Origin of the sequence: Bacillus sp. AFS029533 (assembly GCF_002585125.1) — a bacterium.
GTDB lineage: Bacteria > Bacillota > Bacilli > Bacillales > Bacillaceae_G > Gottfriedia > Gottfriedia luciferensis_B.
Window position 1 is genome coordinate 130,785 of the sequence record NZ_NUQC01000001.1, and the last position, 16,840, is coordinate 147,624.

Annotated in this window: 14 protein-coding genes; 3 read left to right on the top strand and 11 right to left on the bottom strand. The window is 31.9% G+C overall.

The window, feature by feature from the left end:
* The first annotated feature begins 83 nt into the window (after positions 1–83).
* Positions 84–980: a DMT family transporter gene (locus COE53_RS00675; RefSeq protein WP_069032321.1), complete on the top strand. Its 897-nt coding sequence runs from the start codon at positions 84–86 to the stop codon at positions 978–980.
* Between the two features lie 49 nt (positions 981–1,029).
* On the opposite strand, the gene COE53_RS00680 is transcribed toward COE53_RS00675, so the two are convergent.
* The 11 genes from COE53_RS00680 to COE53_RS00735 form a co-directional block, all read right to left on the bottom strand.
* Positions 1,030–1,749 carry a metallophosphoesterase family protein gene (locus tag COE53_RS00680; protein WP_069032320.1) on the bottom strand — a complete coding sequence of 240 codons (720 nt, stop codon included), beginning with the start codon at positions 1,747–1,749 and terminating at the stop codon, positions 1,030–1,032.
* Positions 1,750–2,015: 266 nt separating this feature from the next.
* A complete protein-coding gene (locus tag COE53_RS00685; RefSeq protein ID WP_069032319.1) occupies positions 2,016–3,191 on the bottom strand; it encodes a M48 family metallopeptidase in 1,176 nt (391 codons plus the stop codon).
* 795 nt (positions 3,192–3,986) lie between these two features.
* Entirely contained in the window at positions 3,987–4,679 is a 693-nt protein-coding gene (locus tag COE53_RS00695) for a DUF975 family protein (RefSeq protein WP_098947259.1), read from the bottom strand.
* 260 nt (positions 4,680–4,939) lie between these two features.
* Positions 4,940–5,779: an alkaline phosphatase family protein gene (locus COE53_RS00700; protein WP_084006739.1), complete on the bottom strand. Its 840-nt coding sequence runs from the start codon at positions 5,777–5,779 to the stop codon at positions 4,940–4,942.
* Positions 5,780–6,011: 232 nt separating this feature from the next.
* On the bottom strand, positions 6,012–7,268 hold the full coding sequence (locus COE53_RS00705; protein ID WP_069032315.1) for an alkaline phosphatase: 1,257 nt from the start codon (positions 7,266–7,268) through the stop codon (positions 6,012–6,014).
* 498 nt (positions 7,269–7,766) lie between these two features.
* Positions 7,767–8,963 carry a cytochrome P450 gene (locus COE53_RS00710; protein ID WP_098947261.1) on the bottom strand — a complete coding sequence of 399 codons (1,197 nt, stop codon included), beginning with the start codon at positions 8,961–8,963 and terminating at the stop codon, positions 7,767–7,769.
* A gap of 156 nt (positions 8,964–9,119) precedes the next feature.
* Positions 9,120–10,292: an 8-amino-7-oxononanoate synthase gene (bioF, locus tag COE53_RS00715; RefSeq protein ID WP_069032313.1), complete on the bottom strand. Its 1,173-nt coding sequence runs from the start codon at positions 10,290–10,292 to the stop codon at positions 9,120–9,122.
* A gap of 92 nt (positions 10,293–10,384) precedes the next feature.
* The gene (bioW, locus tag COE53_RS00720) at positions 10,385–11,161 is read right to left on the bottom strand and encodes a 6-carboxyhexanoate--CoA ligase (RefSeq protein WP_069032312.1); all 777 of its coding nucleotides are present in this window, start codon (positions 11,159–11,161) and stop codon (positions 10,385–10,387) included.
* Positions 11,162–12,182: 1,021 nt separating this feature from the next.
* Positions 12,183–12,845 carry a hypothetical protein gene (locus tag COE53_RS00725; RefSeq protein ID WP_069032311.1) on the bottom strand — a complete coding sequence of 221 codons (663 nt, stop codon included), beginning with the start codon at positions 12,843–12,845 and terminating at the stop codon, positions 12,183–12,185.
* Positions 12,846–12,881: 36 nt separating this feature from the next.
* Entirely contained in the window at positions 12,882–14,237 is a 1,356-nt protein-coding gene (locus tag COE53_RS00730; protein ID WP_069032310.1) for an arsenic transporter, read from the bottom strand.
* A gap of 416 nt (positions 14,238–14,653) precedes the next feature.
* On the bottom strand, positions 14,654–15,319 hold the full coding sequence (locus tag COE53_RS00735) for a DUF2642 domain-containing protein (protein ID WP_098947263.1): 666 nt from the start codon (positions 15,317–15,319) through the stop codon (positions 14,654–14,656).
* A gap of 383 nt (positions 15,320–15,702) precedes the next feature.
* Between COE53_RS00735 and COE53_RS00740 the strand changes: the two genes are divergently transcribed.
* Positions 15,703–16,002 carry a hypothetical protein gene (locus tag COE53_RS00740; RefSeq protein WP_069032308.1) on the top strand — a complete coding sequence of 100 codons (300 nt, stop codon included), beginning with the start codon at positions 15,703–15,705 and terminating at the stop codon, positions 16,000–16,002.
* A 107-nt stretch (positions 16,003–16,109) separates the two neighbouring features.
* Positions 16,110–16,568: a 2-thiouracil desulfurase family protein gene (locus tag COE53_RS00745; RefSeq protein WP_069032307.1), complete on the top strand. Its 459-nt coding sequence runs from the start codon at positions 16,110–16,112 to the stop codon at positions 16,566–16,568.
* The last annotated feature ends 272 nt before the right edge of the window (positions 16,569–16,840 follow it).

The following is a 16,840-nucleotide window of genomic DNA, read 5'->3' on the forward strand; positions in this document are numbered from 1 at the left end:
AGTAAAACTAAATGAGCTTATATTAAAAACAGATTAAGAATCTGCGAAATATAAGCTGTTTCGTAGATTCGAAGGAGTAGACGATGAAATCTAAAATTCAATTCCTACTATCAATGGTGATCTTTGGTACGATTGGCGTATTTATAAGGTACATTGATTTAGCTTCGAGTGAAATAGCTTTATTGCGTGGTTTAATTGGTAGTTTATTTTTAATAACATACATGCTTATCGGTAAGAAAAAAATATCATGGGCATCAATAAAAAATAACATTTATATATTTTTACTTTCTAGTATTACATTGGGTGGAAATTGGATTTTTCTTTTTCAAGCTTATAAATATACGACTGTTTCTAACGCGGCACTAAGTTATTATTTTGCACCAGTCATAGTCCTGATTTTATCCCCATTAGTTCTGAAAGAAATATTATCAACTAAGAAATTAATTTGTATAGTCATAGCCATATTCGGTATGTTATTAGTAGTTGCTAGTGGTGGGCTCGGCACGGCTAGATTAGAGGATTTTATTGGGATTGGCTATGGATTATTAGCTGCTGTGTTTTATGCTTCTCTAATGTTACTCAATAAGTTTATTAAAAACATGGGTGACTTAGAAATTACACTTATCCAACTTGGAACAGCCTCATTACTTCTCATACCATATGTATTCATTACTGAAGGATTCGGGATTTTGGACGTCTCAGTTTCTTCAATTCCATTTATAATAATCCTAGGAATCGTACACACGGGCATTGGATTCTTATTATTCTTTTCAGGTATGCAAAAATTAAATGGGCAAAGTATAGCAGCATTAAGTTATGTTGATCCAATCACCTCTTTATTAATTTCAACTGTTTTCTTACATGAGAAAATGACAATTGTTCAAATGATTGGTGGGGCATTGCTATTAAGTTCCACATTTGTAAGTGAAAATCATTCATGGAGACTATCAAAACCATTTTTGAAAAAACCAGTTAAATAATAAAATAAACAGTGGAAAGCTACGGTTTCCCACTGTTTTTTATTTTAGATTATGAATTTCTGTACTTAGCGAACATTATTTCGTCATGATATTTATCTAGATCCGGCAATTTTAACTCATCGGCAATCATAAGTTCAGCTTCTCGATCATATTCCACCCTTACAAATTGGATTGAATTAGTTGAATAAGAACCATCAAGAATCGCATACGACGCTGAAGTTAAATCAAGAGAATTTCCCACACTTCCTACATTGCATAAAATTCCGTTTTTGAAAGTTTCCAAAAAGGTTGTATGTATATCTCCATAAAAGATGATATCAGGAGTCTTTTCGTTTTTATTTGAATTTGTTATCTCGCTATTTTCAAACATACTTAACCGTTTTTCAATTGGATGAAAAGGTAGAATCCTCTCAAATTCACTCCTTGGTGAAGCATGAAAAAACCTGATTAATTGTCCATTTAATTCTAGATCAATATGAAAAGGTAATGAAGCTAGAAATTGATAGTCTTTTTCTGTTAGTCGGTCTCTAAACCATTGTATAAAATCATTTTCTGCAGGTGACTGAATAAATACATCCCAATTGCCACGGACCACTTTTTCGCAATTTTTTTGAACGAGCTCTATACACGCTGATCCTTGAGGCCCCTTACCAATTAAATCACCTAAGCAAAAAATCCTCTCAATTTCTCTAGAGCGAATATCTTTTAAAACTGCTTCTAATGCAGTTTTATTTCCGTGGATATCTGAAATAATTGCTATTTTTGTCATGATGCTTCCTCCTGTTCTCAAACATTTGCATTTAACATCAAAGACCTAATCTAACTATGCCTTATAACTAGCAAACATTTATTATTATTTAAAATTGTTAAAATGAACTTATCATATTTGTTAACCATTAAAATATTCAATGTAAAAGAATATTAATCCTTCCTATTATGTTACCATAAAAGAAAAAAGGAGCTAATTTTAGCTCCTAATTTTTACGAGTTTTTCCATTAAATTTTTAATATCTATTTTAGATGAGCTATCAATCATCAGAAATGAATAGCATTGTCATTTAGATAATAATTATAATACTTTGTCATACTTACCTCTATATAATCAAACGAATTGATTAAATCTAATGCTTCTTCATTATTATCATATATTGAATCAACATTCGGTAAATTTACTATCCTATTTTTCAATGTAGGATGTGTTGCGTATTCTACTTCATGATCTCTTAAAGCCTTACCTAATGACTCCTCTATTTGCTTTTTGTAAGTTTCAACATGTTCGCGGTAAAAACTAAAGTAATTTTCAAATTGAAAACCATGAACAATTTTCTCAGTCATTTGTTCATCGATTAATCGATTAAAAACATTACCATGACTTATTAACTTGGACAATGCCTCTTTAAAATTTTCTTTTCCACACATTTTTGATGCAATATAATCAGCTCTGTACTCCATTTCTCTAGAAATTTTCATATTATATTTGTGGAAAATTTTAAGATAATACTCCATAAGTACTTTTGGTAATATCATTGGAATCGATATAAATATCGGACGACGACGACCATTGTGATTAAATAATGATGTAATATACTCTAAATACTTATTTGCACCTTTATATACAGGAAAAACGAACCTATGGAAAACTAAATCTCTTCCCGTAAAATGTGACAGTTCATGGGCAATAATCGCACGTAGTTCATTTACCGTTAATACATGAAGTAAAGGATAACTAATTGCAAGTATTCTACCTTTTGCAGTTCCATTAAAGACATTAATTTTGCCTTCGGACACAAAAAATTTTGATTTTACATGCAAAATGATCGCGTCTGGCATTTGTGAATCCATTTTTACAGAAAGTTCAGAAATTAAATCGCGAAGTTTCGGATGATCATGTGGATTAATTAATATAGCCGGCTCAAATTGTTTATTTTTAAAAAACATAGAAATAATTGCAATAAAACAACTTACCACTCCAAATATCATTCCAAAAAAAGGTAGAGCATCGAGTAAAATTAATCCAAAATATGCAAATCCTAATTCACCTAAAAATTTACCTACAAAATAATGAATGATAAAGATTAACCCACTTCCAACAAATACGATTAATCCAGTTGTAAATAAAACCATCAGATAAAAGCCTGGAACAAATAATAGTGATACAAAGATTTTCTTTTTTGATACATTTGGTTCCCTTTTAATACAATTTTCTGACAACAGATCACTTCCTTTTTATCAATAGTTCATAAATACTCCCTATCTTTAAATACATACCTTTTAAATACTAGATTTATTTAGTTTATCTACTTCTCTGTTATGCTGAATGATTCCCCAAAATAATACAATCGAAATAATAAAATCTTCTAGTTGCAAAGAATGAAACAAAAAAATGACAAGATGAAGTACTATTGCCGTTATTAATATGTATTTAATTTTAATTTTTCTAGGGTATATTTCAGCGGATTTTTTAATAATTATTCCTCCTACTTAGTTATTAGGTTCCACTCAATATAAATATTAGGGATCCTTTCTATTTATCTATAAAAAGTATATAAGCAATGATCAAAGTAGTCGGAATAATACTGATCCATTTTGGTATGTTGACATTAAATTCATTTAAATTTTTTCTTAATAAGCCATCCAAGAGAGAATAGAGATTTATAGATAAAAACACAACTAATAAAGCAATAATAAAAGAATAATTCTTAAGAAGGAATTTTGTTCCCCAAAAAAGAGAAGGTAAAAAAATTATCTCCAGGATGAATTCAGCTAGATCATTCCTTCTATTATCAAATTTGAAAAGCCATTTCCCATATCTCTTTAATAACGACATTGTCCGAACACCTCTTATGATAGATATTCCCTATTAAGTTTACACTTTCCTTTTAAGACATTAATTAAACTATATCTACTCAAGGTAAAGTAAAAAAATGGCTGTCCTTTATCATTTGAAATAGGACAGCCGTTTTTTTATAAAAAAACTCTTCAACTAATTAATATCTTTCTAATAACTTATACTAAAACTTTAGCGTCAGTATCATTTTTTGAATTTCCTTTTAATTCATGATAAAAATGCGCCTCACTTGCACTCATATAAGGAAACAACCATAAAAACCCAATCCCAATCGATAAAATGCATAAAAGAATCCAACCAATAAAAGAAATGTCTAAACAAAACAATTTCCACTTATATCCATCCATCATTTTTCTACTCTTTGTAATGGCATCATTTGGAGTCAAATGTGGTTCTTCAATAAATATGTATGGGGCCATTCGATATGAATATGATTTTATAATGCCAGGAACAATCAAAAGCAATGTCCAAAGCGTAGAATATAAATAAGTTAAGAAATTTAGTAAAAATGCATTTAAATATAAGTTTAAGTTAGTAAAATAATAAAATATTGTTTGTAAGGAATAAGGTTGCTCATCTTCCTTTGTCGCAAATGTAAATAACCGTGTACTCCCAATCGTAATGATTGCCGAAATAAATAGACTATATATAAACGTTACGTAGTCATCCCAGCTAATAAAAAAAGATATGTATTTCGTCAATTCATTTTTTATGGGATTTGGGAAGTATATAGAAAGTCTATTTTCAACTAATGTAGTTAATAGATTCACTATGATCGTATATCCAATAAATTTTTTCCAATTCCCTCTCAAGGTATCCCTTGCTCTTGAGCGTATTTCATCTAGGTACATGAAAACACCTCCTCTCTGATTATGAATATAAAATTCTGCATTTTTCTACAAATCCCTTTTTTAAAACTTTGTCAACTTTTTTACAATTAATTTATCCGCTCAATTTTTCAGCTCAAAAAAACATTCCATAAAAAATGGAATGTTTCTTAAAATCACCGCTTGTTGTCCAGTCAATCCTGATTAGATTGCTACTGTTTGCCAAAAAATCACCTTGCTAGACTCATCTTTATTGACTACATCATCCATTATTAAGCCACTAATTATTTCCATATATTTTTAATCGTTTTAACAGATTTATTTGTTCCTGCATGTTTTAATCCGTAAATATCCTCTATTGTATGTAAAAGATTAAAATGGTTTAAATTTTCGTTATATTGTCCTTTTTTTATCATAGGTCCGACAAAAACAGTAGGAATTTTGTTATTATGTGAAAAGTCATCTTCATCCCACGTTACAATTAACAAACTATTATTCGTTTTTGCCCATTTGACATAAGCACCAATTTGTTTTTTTAACCACAGGTCTCCTTGTTTAATAGTTCCATCGTGCATGTCGTTTTGGAGATTAGGGATTATAAACGAAACAGTTGGAAGTTTACTAAAATTTGTTGGAAATTTTTCTAATGGTTGATTTGCTTTCTTTGAGACATTTGTAAAATTAGCCCATGGATTGTGTTTGCGTGCATAATCTTTGTTGGATTCTCCGTTAAAACCAACTGAAGGCAAATCTTCAGAATAACCGGCAAATGTTAGTTTTTTTTCATTAAGCTCACTTGCTAAATTATCTGCTGAAAATTTTGTTTTTGGTAAAGCATCGTCAGTGACACCTTGATTTGATCCAGAGAACAAGTCCAAATAATTCGGCTGACTAGGGTGTTCAATTGCATGATAGTTAGTTAAGTTGGCACCTTGCTTCATTAGTTTATTAATATAAGGTGCAGAATGGTTTCCCATAATCTGCTGTTTCGCATGATTTTCCTCAATTACGATTACAATGTGATCTATTTTTGGAATGTCCGATTCTGTTTTCGATTTAAAAAGTATACAAGCAATTAAAACAAAACAGATTAAAAAAAGTACTATTACCCGTTTTCTCAACATAACACTACCTTTATTTAGTTATTTTTATTATTTCAATGTAATTAAAGTATCTTTAGCATAATTTCTTCCGTTTTTTCCTTAAAACATTAATTCTCTTTGTCTATGTGATTCCCCTTCTTGGACTTTTCTCTTTCATTTAGTAAATAACGCTGTTTTTCTTTTTGTTATAACGCTTGCCGATGTCTCAATAAAAAAACATCCCATTAGATAAATGGAATGTTTTTCAACAAAATTATTTTTTCAAACCCATTGCTTGTTTAATAGCCTCATAGATATAAGTGTTTTCATATGTTCCTGATAATAGCTCCGCTCCAGCACCAATTGCTGTTAAAGGAACAGATACGCCACCGTGACCACTTGTTGTCCAGTCAATCATGAATTGATTGCTACTGTTTGCCACATTAAATGGTCCGTCTTCTTTAGATATTCCATCGCCAGACTCATCTTTGCTGTCTACATCTTCAATTGATAAGCCGCCACATTCATGGTCTGCTACAACTAGAACAAGAGTGTCAGGGTGGTTCTTTGCGTATTCTTTAGCTACAGTTACTGATTTATCTAGTTCTTGACCAGCTTTGATCACTTTTTCAGCATTGTTCTCATGTGACATTTCGTCTGTGCCTTCTTCTTCTACCATTAAGAAGAAACCTTTTTTATTATCCGATAAAGTATCGATTGCTTTTTTTGTCATGTCAGGAAGAGATACTACTGGATCATAAAGATCACCTTTTCCCTCTTCTCTTTGTTCGAACATTTCTTCATTTGCAAAAAGACCTAACAACTTACCATTTTTCGCTTTTTGAAACTCATTTGCATTCGTTACATAATTGTAACCAAGCTTTTTCGCTTCTTCAACAAGATTTCCTTGTGTTCCTTTACTTTGTTCAGAAGGGTCCTTTGCAGGGTGGTCTTCGTAGCTTCCAGCATTTCCTGCAGGATACCAAAAGTCCTCTCCTCCACCTAATAGAACATCAACTTTACTGTTTTCAAGATACTGCTTAGCAATATCACTTTGTTTTGAACGATCTGTCACATGGGCACCAAATGCAGCTAGCGTTGCATCCGTAATCTGGCTAGTTGTAACTAAACCAGTTGATTTACCAGCTTCTTTCGCCATTTCCAAGACTGTTTTTACTGAATTCTTGTTTGCATCAACACCAATTGCCCCATTATACGTTTTTACCCCAGACGCCATAGCAGTAGCCGCAGCTGCAGAATCTGTTATAGCAGTAGTTGAGCTAGTATGTACCAATCCAGCATAAGGCATATCATCCATTGCTAGTTTACCAGTTTGTCCAACAGTAGCCAGTCGGATCGCCTCACGGTGAGCAGCCCCCATTCCGTCTCCAACAAAGACGATCACATTTTTAGCCTTTCCTTGTTTGTGACTATTATCGGATTCTTTTGCATCTACAAAATGATTAAATCCTAATGTTGTTGCTGTTGCAATTGTTAAAGCAGCACTGATAATCGTTTTCTTGTTCCCCATTAATAACACTCCCTATTGATTATTTTCTTAATTTCAATATAAAGGAAGAGTATTTAGGAACTGTATATATACTGTAAATAAGGTATAATTTGTATGGATATTTTGTAATCTTTGTTAAAGTGGTTTTTTCGATTTTTAATTTGCACATTAACAAGGCCAAATAAAAAAAAGAATCAAATTGTACATTCTTTTCTCTATCAAACTATGATCTTTTAGATTTCTTAATGATTCTATTAAATAGTACAAAAACTGCAACTAGAATAATTAAGACTAAACCAGGAAAAACAAAATTAAGCATTTTAGACCAGCCTTTCAGGTAGTATTTTTAATTATTTCGTTATCGTTCTACTTTTAACCTTTATTTCTATTTTCAATATTTGTTCACATATGATATTAATGTATCTAATTCTTTCTTTGAAAACAATTCGTAAAATAGAGACTGCAAGAGCGGTTTGCACTCTAGCAGTCTCTAATAAGAAAACGATATTTTATTTTTACTTAATCAAATATAATTGGGAGCTCTTTTAAAGATCGAAATCCAATTAGTTTTTGCCATTTTAAGTTTGAAGAGGCTAGCTGTATGTTTTTTTTCCAATCTAAGAGAGTTTTAATCGCAATTTGTGCTTCTAGGCGTGCCAGTGGGGCACCTAAACAAAAATGTGCCCCATTTCCAAAAGAAATATGAGGATTAGGATTTCTCGTAATATCAAATTGATTAGGATTATGAAATTTATGTGGATCTCGATTAGCCGCTCCTAATAGGAGATATATTTGGTCCCCTTTTTTTATAGATGTATTATGAATATCAATATCTTCTGTAGCTACCCGAGCGATCATTTGTGTTGGGCTCTCATATCGTAAACACTCCTCAACAGCCTGGTCAATCAAAAATGAATTTTCTTTAAGTTTCATTAGTTGTTTAGGATGATTTAGTAAAGTAAGAACTGAATTGCTGATAAGATTAACGGTTGTCTCATGACCGGCAATAACCAGTAATATACAGGTTGCTAATAATTCATCGTCTGATAACTTGTCCCCTTGCTGTTCCTCCATAATTAGCTTGCTAATCAAGTCCTCTTTCGGGTTAAGTTTTCGTATTCTAATCAGTTCGTTAAAGTAATCCATTGCTTTTATAGTAATTGCATCCCCGTTTTCTAACACCTTTCCCCTACGAGTAAAATCAATACTTTGAATTAAACTTGTCGCCCATTCTCTAAATTGAAATAAATCCTCTTTTGGTACGCCTATTATTCTCGCAATAACGAGACTTGCTAGAGGAAACGCTAAATCAGAAACTACATCTAGTGATTTCTGATTTTGAAATGGTTGCAATAATTCATTTACCGTTTCTTCGATAGATGGTCGAAGTTGCTCCACTATTTTTGGTGTAAATACGTTACTAACGAGAAAACGCAAACGCCTATGGTCTGATTTGTTTTTAAAAAGCATCATGTCTTTTTGAATATTTTTTAGCTGCTCATATTTTTTTGAGCCCTCTGGCAGTGGGATGCGATTTTTAAATCGTTTATCTTTCAGGATGGTAATTGCTTCCTCATAACCTGTAACATACCAGCCAGGATTTTTAATGAGATTTCCTCGATAGATTGGTTGCATGGACCGAAGTTTCTCATAAAATTGATAAGGGTTTTGAAAAAACTCGGTCGTAAATGAAAATGCTTGGTAATCCGTCTTCATGTCAGTCTCCTTGATCCTATCAAAATTATAAACTCTTTTTTTATTATCCTAATTTAACTTTCATTGGTGATTATTTAACAACAGCTAGGCGAAATGAAAATTAAGAACTATTAAATATAATCGATTTGCCAATATTTCCAGTTACAAAAATAATGATCACTTTATTATGTTCAACTCTTTTCCTATACTTTGAAAACAATCCAATAAATAATCAATTTCTTTCGCGGAATGGTCGGAGGTAACCGTTAACCTTATGCGACTTTCTCCATTTGGTACAGTTGGGGGACGGATCGCAGGGGTGTATATCCCATTTTCCAGAAGCTTTTCAGAAAAAAGCACTGCCTCTTTCGAATCTCCTATGAGAACTGGAATGATTGGAGTAAGATCGCCCTTCACGGTGTGACCCATTTCTTTTAATCTAGCTTTTATTTTTTTTACATTGGAAAATAACTGCTGACGCTTAGTATGACTATCTTCAATGATTTCAAATGCAGCATAGGAAGCTGCACAGATCGCCGGTGGCATAGCTGTTTGAAAAATAAAGGTCCTTGCATGGTTTATCAGAAAGTCAATTAATATGTGTGAACCAGCTACAAACCCTCCTTCGGTGCCAATAGCTTTGCTTAAGGTACCAATAACAACATCGGGATGGATTCCATAGTATTCGCTTGTTCCTCTCCCATTCTTACCTAAAACACCTGTTGCGTGCGCATCATCAACTATGACGTAGGCATCATATCGTTTTGCAAGTGAGATGATCTGATCGAGCGGGGCTATTGTCCCATCCATACTAAAAACACCATCTGTTACGACAAATCGCCTTTGGTAGGATGCCGATTCTTTCAATTTTCCCTCTAGATCAATCATATCAATATGGTTATAGACAACCGTTTTTGCTTTTGAAAGACGACACCCGTCAATAATACTTGCGTGGTTTAATTGATCGCTCAATATAACATCCCCCTTTTCAGGCAAAGATGATAGCACACCAACATTTGCCAAATACCCACTTGAAAAAAGGAGGGCTTTCTCTGTCTGTTTAAATGAGGCAATCTTTTCCTCAAGTTTTTGATGCCAATCTGTATGGCCAGTCGTTAATCTCGAGCCACTGCTCCCAACTCCAAAGTCTCGCAAACACATTTCTGTGGCATGTATTACTTTAGGATCATTTGCAAGGGCTAAATAATTATTTGATGAAAAGACAATTTGCTTTTGACCATCAATCAAAATTTCAGTAAGTGGTGCCGAATTCATTGTTCGTAATTTCCTATATAAACCTGCTGTTTTTCTCGTACTAATTCGTTGGCTTAGCCATGTATCAAGCTTCAACTGTATTCACCTCATTTGTTACCTCAGTAGCATCGTAATCTTTCATTTGTGTGAATGTTAACCATATATGATTATTAAGCTTCTCAAATAGTTCATGTTGCATTTTCTTCCTCCCATTGAACAATGATTGGCAGTTTTTCTAAGTAATCTATGTATGAATCTATATCGCTTCTTCCATCTACGAAGAAGATTCGGCATCCGTGTTCATCACCGTATTCTTTTAGATTTGTGATCCGCTGATAACCTAAGTTTTTACTGGCTACATAACCTGTTGTATATTCAGGATCATCTGACCAGCATAACTCCGAAATAGTCGCTGGATGACTATTCACTTTTGTTGCAAGAACAAGTGCCTCTTTTATCCTTTGACTTCGAGGGATTGTGAAGTAGTTAGCCCATTTTTCAAAATTTGTCGTCAACCAGTCCATTCTAGAAACCCGTACACCCTTTTCATGACGATCATCTATGCGCTCCCCATTCCATATATTGACCAAAATTGCCCCTCTAAGATTTGGATATTCATCTATTAGTTGGAATGCCCTTTCAATGCTCTTTTTTGGAACACCTGATTTCATTAAAAGAGACACGGCTAGTATTTGTCCTTCTTGTACTGATTCAACCTCATTTGTCGCTGTATGCAAAGGTAGCAACTTGGTTATTGTTTCTTCAATTAATTCGAACTGAATTTGCATAAAGTCCGGGTTCCCTCTTGTATGGGTTAAGGCTTTTTCTAGCAGAAAATTAACCGCATTTTTCAAATTGTCGTAAGTTGAAATAAGTTCACCACCAGAAATATGCTTTCCACCATTTTCATGTGCCCCATCCTTGGAAGCTCTCATTCTTACACTAAAAAAGTTTTCATTCCTCAACAGAACTAGTCTCCTAATCTTTTTTTGATAATAACGCTTTTAAATGTTAACCAAATATATTTTTAGGTTAACATTTAATTATGTTAAATTCATCCTAATATATTGTCAATAATTTCAATTCGAAATTTTTAAAAAATAGCTGTGATAAGGAGAGCATTCGAAGCTTATTTGGGGCTTAGACCCAATCATTATTCAGCTCACACCCTACTTATAGAAAAAGGTAGTTTTTTTAATAAAATGTAATTTTGGTGAATAAGTTCGTTGGTTTTTATGAAGTAATTTTCAGGGGAATAAATTTATCTTTTATTTAAAATTCTGAAGTATATGTGTTTTTTTTGCACATAAAAATTAAGGGTTTAATGCTATGTGAGCGCATTCATGTCTACTATCTACTTATTTAAAAGTTAAAATTATATAAAAAAATTGATTAATCTAATCCTCCACCTTTTCAATTCTCTAAAGTTGTTTAAACTTAGAAGTTATAAATGCAATGGCTGATTTTATTACATAAGAAGTCAGTAACAAAAATTAAAATGCGTTGCTTTAAAGCAACGCATTTTTCACATATTATTATCCTTTAACAATTAGCATATTATTTTGATTTCTATCTAAAAAACATTTCATATTTATTCTTTATAAATACTTTTAAACGCTCCATCTTCTCCTTTGAATCTATTAATTCAAACGGAACATATACTTCATTTTTTTTTAGGAGAAAATTTCTCATTTCTTTAATTTCAAAATTTAATATTTTTTGAACTTCTTTTTGATCAGACTTCCCTCTAGTAGATTCTGGATTACCTGGATCTACATGAAGAATTAAGCAATAGTATTTTTTATCTGTAACTTTATATACCTAACATTTTCGCTGGAATATTAATAATTAAGAATCTTGTCCGATAAAAGAAAAACCCTCAACGCATACAACGTCAAGGGTCGATTTAATTAATATACGACATGTATTGCTCAAGCTACCTAAGGTGAACTTGAGTTCAAGAAATCTTTATTAGAACATGATCGGCTATGGTAAGTGATACGATTTAATATGATTCAGCCTCAATAAAGTGACCTCTCCACTTGCTACTTTTAATTCAATGACACCATCTTCCACGCTCTTGAGTACTCCAATTTTCATTGGATCAAGTCCCCCATCAAATACGACAAATTTTCCTTCTTCTTTTTTTAATTGTGTATCAAACAAGCGTGAAAATGACATATTTACATTTTCAGGTAATAGATTGATTTCAGAGTTATAGGGATTGGCATTATAATTGTATGGTGTTAGCCACTTTAAATGTGATAAAGGGATATACAACATTTTAAATACTGGTGAATAAAACACGATATAGTCACTTAATACGTTTATAATATTTCCATGAAATGTGATATTACCTGTAACATAAATCTCTGCAAAGATTCCTTTTGCATTTGATAATATTTTACGATATGAGATCGTTCCAATATCTTCAGCAATTGAAGGTCTTGTAGGCTTGTCTATTTTGTCTTTATAGTTGTTACTAAGACTAACCCTATGAACGTGAAGCCATGGAATATAATAGTATTTTTGTCCGTTGTATAGTACAAGGACGTCTCTACCATAATCTGTTAGTATTCCTTCAAAATAACTACCACCTGATAATTGTACATAAATTTTTTCTCCAACTAATGATTGTACATCACTCACTTGCATCTCCTCTTTCTAATAGATTCAAATTGTTTATTAAGCGAAAACTAATTGCACCCAATAATATAGTAGAAACAGCGTTACGATTGTTGTTAATGGAATGACAATTAATGATACATTTAGATAATCCTTCCATTTAATCTTAATTTTATTTTGTTTTAAGATGTGCATCCAAATTAAGGATGCTAAAGTACCTACTGGAAGTAATAACGACCCAATGTCACTGCCGATAATATTAGCTAGATAAATCGTCTTTAATGTAATTGGATCTAGTCCCATTTCTGTCAGAGTAATAGTTCCAACCATTAATGCTGGATGATTATTAAACAGATTAGATAGAATTGAAACTAAGCCCCCCATGATAAAACTTGCTTGAAATAAGCCTTGATTTACGATTGGTTCACAGTATTTCACTAAAGCTGCAGTTAAACCAGCATTATGGAGACCGTAAATAATCACATACATCGAAAATGCAAAGACTAAAATATGCCAAGGTGTCTTTTTTAAGATATCAACAGGGCTTGTCCGTAAGTGATACCATCTCCAAGCTAATAAGACGAGTGATCCTAATACTGCTACATATTGAATCGGTATTCCAAGAAATGAAGCGACGAATAATAAGCAGCGCATTAGGAAAACGAATCCCAATACCTTTAACATAAAATTTGTTCTTTTTTGTTTTGTTTCTACTGACATTTTCCCTTTTAAAGGATGAAAATTTTTCATAAAAAATGACTCTTCAATATCATCAGTAGACACTGGTAATTGTTTTGGTAGTTTATTTCTTAAAACCATATACATTAGCCATGACATAAAAAGTAATCCTGTACTTGCAGGGACAAACATCATAGCTGTGTGCATATAAAGAGTCATATGAACAATTTTTAATGCGATTAAGTTTACGATATTACTTACACCGATCGGTGCACTTGAAGCTGTGGCAATTAACGCTCCACTAAGAAGATATGGAATTTGTTGATGTGGTTTTAAACGTAAATTTTTTAATAGGAGAATTAAAATCGGAGTTGTAATTAAAATACTGCCATCATTATTAAAGAGTAATGTCATTAAAAAGCATAAAAGCTGGATATACCAGTATAATCTGCGTCCCGAACCTTTTGCTAAACGTGCAAGCCTAGCAGCAGACCAATGGAAAAATCCAAAACTTTCTAAAATAATCGCCATTACAATCGTTGCGATAATTGTAATAGAAGCTTCACCAATTTTGTGAATAATATCGATTAAATTACTTTTTGTTACAATCCCAGTTATTAAAATGATCACTGCTCCAATTGCAGCAGGCCATGCTTCATTTATTCCCTTTGGTCTCCAAAAAATGACCGCCATCGTTAATAGAAAAACAGAAGCACTCATTAGAATTTCGAAATTCATAAAACTCACCTTCTTATAAAATATTTTCCAATGAAACTTGTCCATTTGTTATATTATTATTCAAATATAACAATGATGTTTTAGATGAATTCATTATTTTATGGAAGATGGTTGTTTTACCTATATAATACAAATGTCCCCTAAAGATAAATAACTATAGTGGCAATTGTCCAATAGTTTCTTTAGAAAAATCACAATGAATATCATATTTAATAGGTATTCAACTTACATTTTAAATGATCTGCTCCTATTTATATTTTTTCTAATTAGATAGACTAGAAATGATCTTTCATTCAGATTAATTATATTTAAATAATTTTCACTATAAGAAACCGATAAAAAAGGAAGCTCTAGAATAAGAGCTCCCCTAATTAACAAAATCTGTCTTTAATCTTTCATAAAAGACATGAATTCATTTAAGGCAAATGAACAGACTTAATATGGTTTAATCTTAAATAAACTACTTCCCCATTTGCGACCGATAACTCAATTACACTATTTTCAATCGAATTGAGCAAACCAATTTTCATTGGATCATTCCCACCATCAAAAACAACTAGTTTTCCTTCTTCTTTTTTTAATTGAGATTCAAATGAGCGCACAGGAGATATGTTTGATGGATTAATAGGAAAGTTTGCATTATCAATTGAATAAGGTGTTACATTTTGATGATAAGGTGAGAGCCACTTTAGATGGGATAAAGAGATATACATCATTTTAAAAACGGGTGAATAAAAAACGATGTAATCACTTAAAACACTAGTTATATAGCCATGAAACGTCAAATTACCCGTAACATATATTTCCGAGAAGATCCCTCTCGCATTCGTTAAAACTTTTCTGTAGGAAATTAATTCAATTTCATTTGCAATTGAAGGCTCGTTAGGAGCATCTATCTTATCTTTAATAAGTTGACATAAATGTACTCGATGAACATGAATCCAAGGGATATAATAATACTTTTGACCATTATATAATACAAGTATATCTTGTCCTGCATCAGTTAAAATACCTTCAAAAGCTATATCTCCAGATAGAAGTACAAATACTTGTCGATTTAATAATGAATCTAAATAACTCAAATTCTCTCCCCCCTTTTTAATTTAAAATAAAAATATTGTCTTCTTATAAAATGTAAATAATGTTCTACCTAATTCGCACATTTATTTATTTCTACAATTTTACTTTTATTCTATTATTAATAAAGATATGCATTTTAAAAATGGAATTAGTTGATCAAATTTGTGGAAAACATTTAATTTTTACTTGGAATGGAATCGCTAGATCTTACTTTAATTTTGGCTCAGATATAGTAAATTGTTGATTGTCTTATTCAACTAAAGGCAATTTAGTTGCTTAAGATTAATTGGATCTTTTGTGAAAAAAAGTGATAATCCCCAAATCAAAATTAATTTACTTTTGATATAATTTAATTTATAAGCAACTTCATTATGGAGGAATCCAATTGGAAATCTTTATTACTGTAATTGTCCTAGCATTACTTTTTTCATTTTTAAATGAAAGAAAATTTAAGATAAAAGAATTTATCATAAATGTTGTTATCTATTCTGTACTTTATTTTTTAGTCCGTTTTATTGGGAATTATTTACACAAACATGTTCACTTTTCTATACCTCTTGTCGACCGAATCCCTGAAGTGTTTAAAGTTTGGTTCGGGGGATTATTATTTTTTATTTTGTGTTGTGGTTATTCAATTAAGGGTTGGAGGGAATTTAATAAACAAAAAAAGAATGAAATAAAATAACATCCACAATCTTCAACTAACGCAATGCATTAGTTCAAACCAATCAACAGTGCGTAGTTAAAGAGGAATTTAATAAACCGTTTTTTATTCTCAAGGAGGAATTGTAAATGATTTTGGTAAGTTCTTGTTTAGCAGGTTTAGAGGTAAGATATAATGGCACGCATTGTTTAAATAATAAAATAAGTAAACTAGTAGAAGAAAATAAAGCTATTAGAATATGTCCAGAATTACTAGGAGGATTTTCAACCCCCAGAGAGCCTGCTGAAATAATAGGTGGAAACGGAGAAGATGTACTGGATGGAAAGGCTAAAGTAGTTGATAAATCAGGCAAAGATGTTACCCTACTTTACATAAGGGGTGCATATATTACACTCGAAAAAGCTAAAGAAATGAAAGCGACTGTAGTGGTACTTAAGGAGAATAGCCCATCCTGCGGCAGTTCAAAGATTTACAATGGCGATTTTATTGGTAAAAAAATTGATGGGATGGGAGTTACTTCTGCTTTACTTACAAGAAATGGATTTAAAGTAATATCAGAAGAAAAATTCTCTGAAACCTTCTTATAATTCTTCAACTAAAGCATGCTTTAATTGAACAACATGTTTGACGATCTAGAGATAAACACATTTTTTTATTACAGAAAGGAGGCTTACATCTTATGACATTTAGCGACCGTTTTTTCAAGAACAGGGTAAAGCCTATCGTAATTACTCAAATGCTATTGGGAATTCCAATCACAGTATTATTTATTCTTTCTTTAAAATCATATCCCACTAATTTTTTCTATTCCGGACTTATAGGAATAACACTTGCTGTATATATGTTTTTATCGGGGATA

Excerpts from the sequence above, each read along its gene's own strand:
- COE53_RS00675 (WP_069032321.1), top strand. The coding sequence starts at position 84 with ATGAAATCTAAAATTCAATTCCTACTATCAATGGTGATCTTTGGTACG.
- COE53_RS00680 (WP_069032320.1), bottom strand. The coding sequence starts at position 1,749 with ATGACAAAAATAGCAATTATTTCAGATATCCACGGAAATAAAACTGCA.
- COE53_RS00695 (WP_098947259.1), bottom strand. The coding sequence starts at position 4,679 with ATGTACCTAGATGAAATACGCTCAAGAGCAAGGGATACCTTGAGAGGG.
- COE53_RS00700 (WP_084006739.1), bottom strand. The coding sequence starts at position 5,779 with ATGTTGAGAAAACGGGTAATAGTACTTTTTTTAATCTGTTTTGTTTTA.
- COE53_RS00705 (WP_069032315.1), bottom strand. The coding sequence starts at position 7,268 with ATGGGGAACAAGAAAACGATTATCAGTGCTGCTTTAACAATTGCAACA.
- COE53_RS00710 (WP_098947261.1), bottom strand. The coding sequence starts at position 8,963 with ATGAAGACGGATTACCAAGCATTTTCATTTACGACCGAGTTTTTTCAA.
- COE53_RS00730 (WP_069032310.1), bottom strand. The coding sequence starts at position 14,237 with ATGAATTTCGAAATTCTAATGAGTGCTTCTGTTTTTCTATTAACGATG.
- COE53_RS00745 (WP_069032307.1), top strand. The coding sequence starts at position 16,110 with ATGATTTTGGTAAGTTCTTGTTTAGCAGGTTTAGAGGTAAGATATAAT.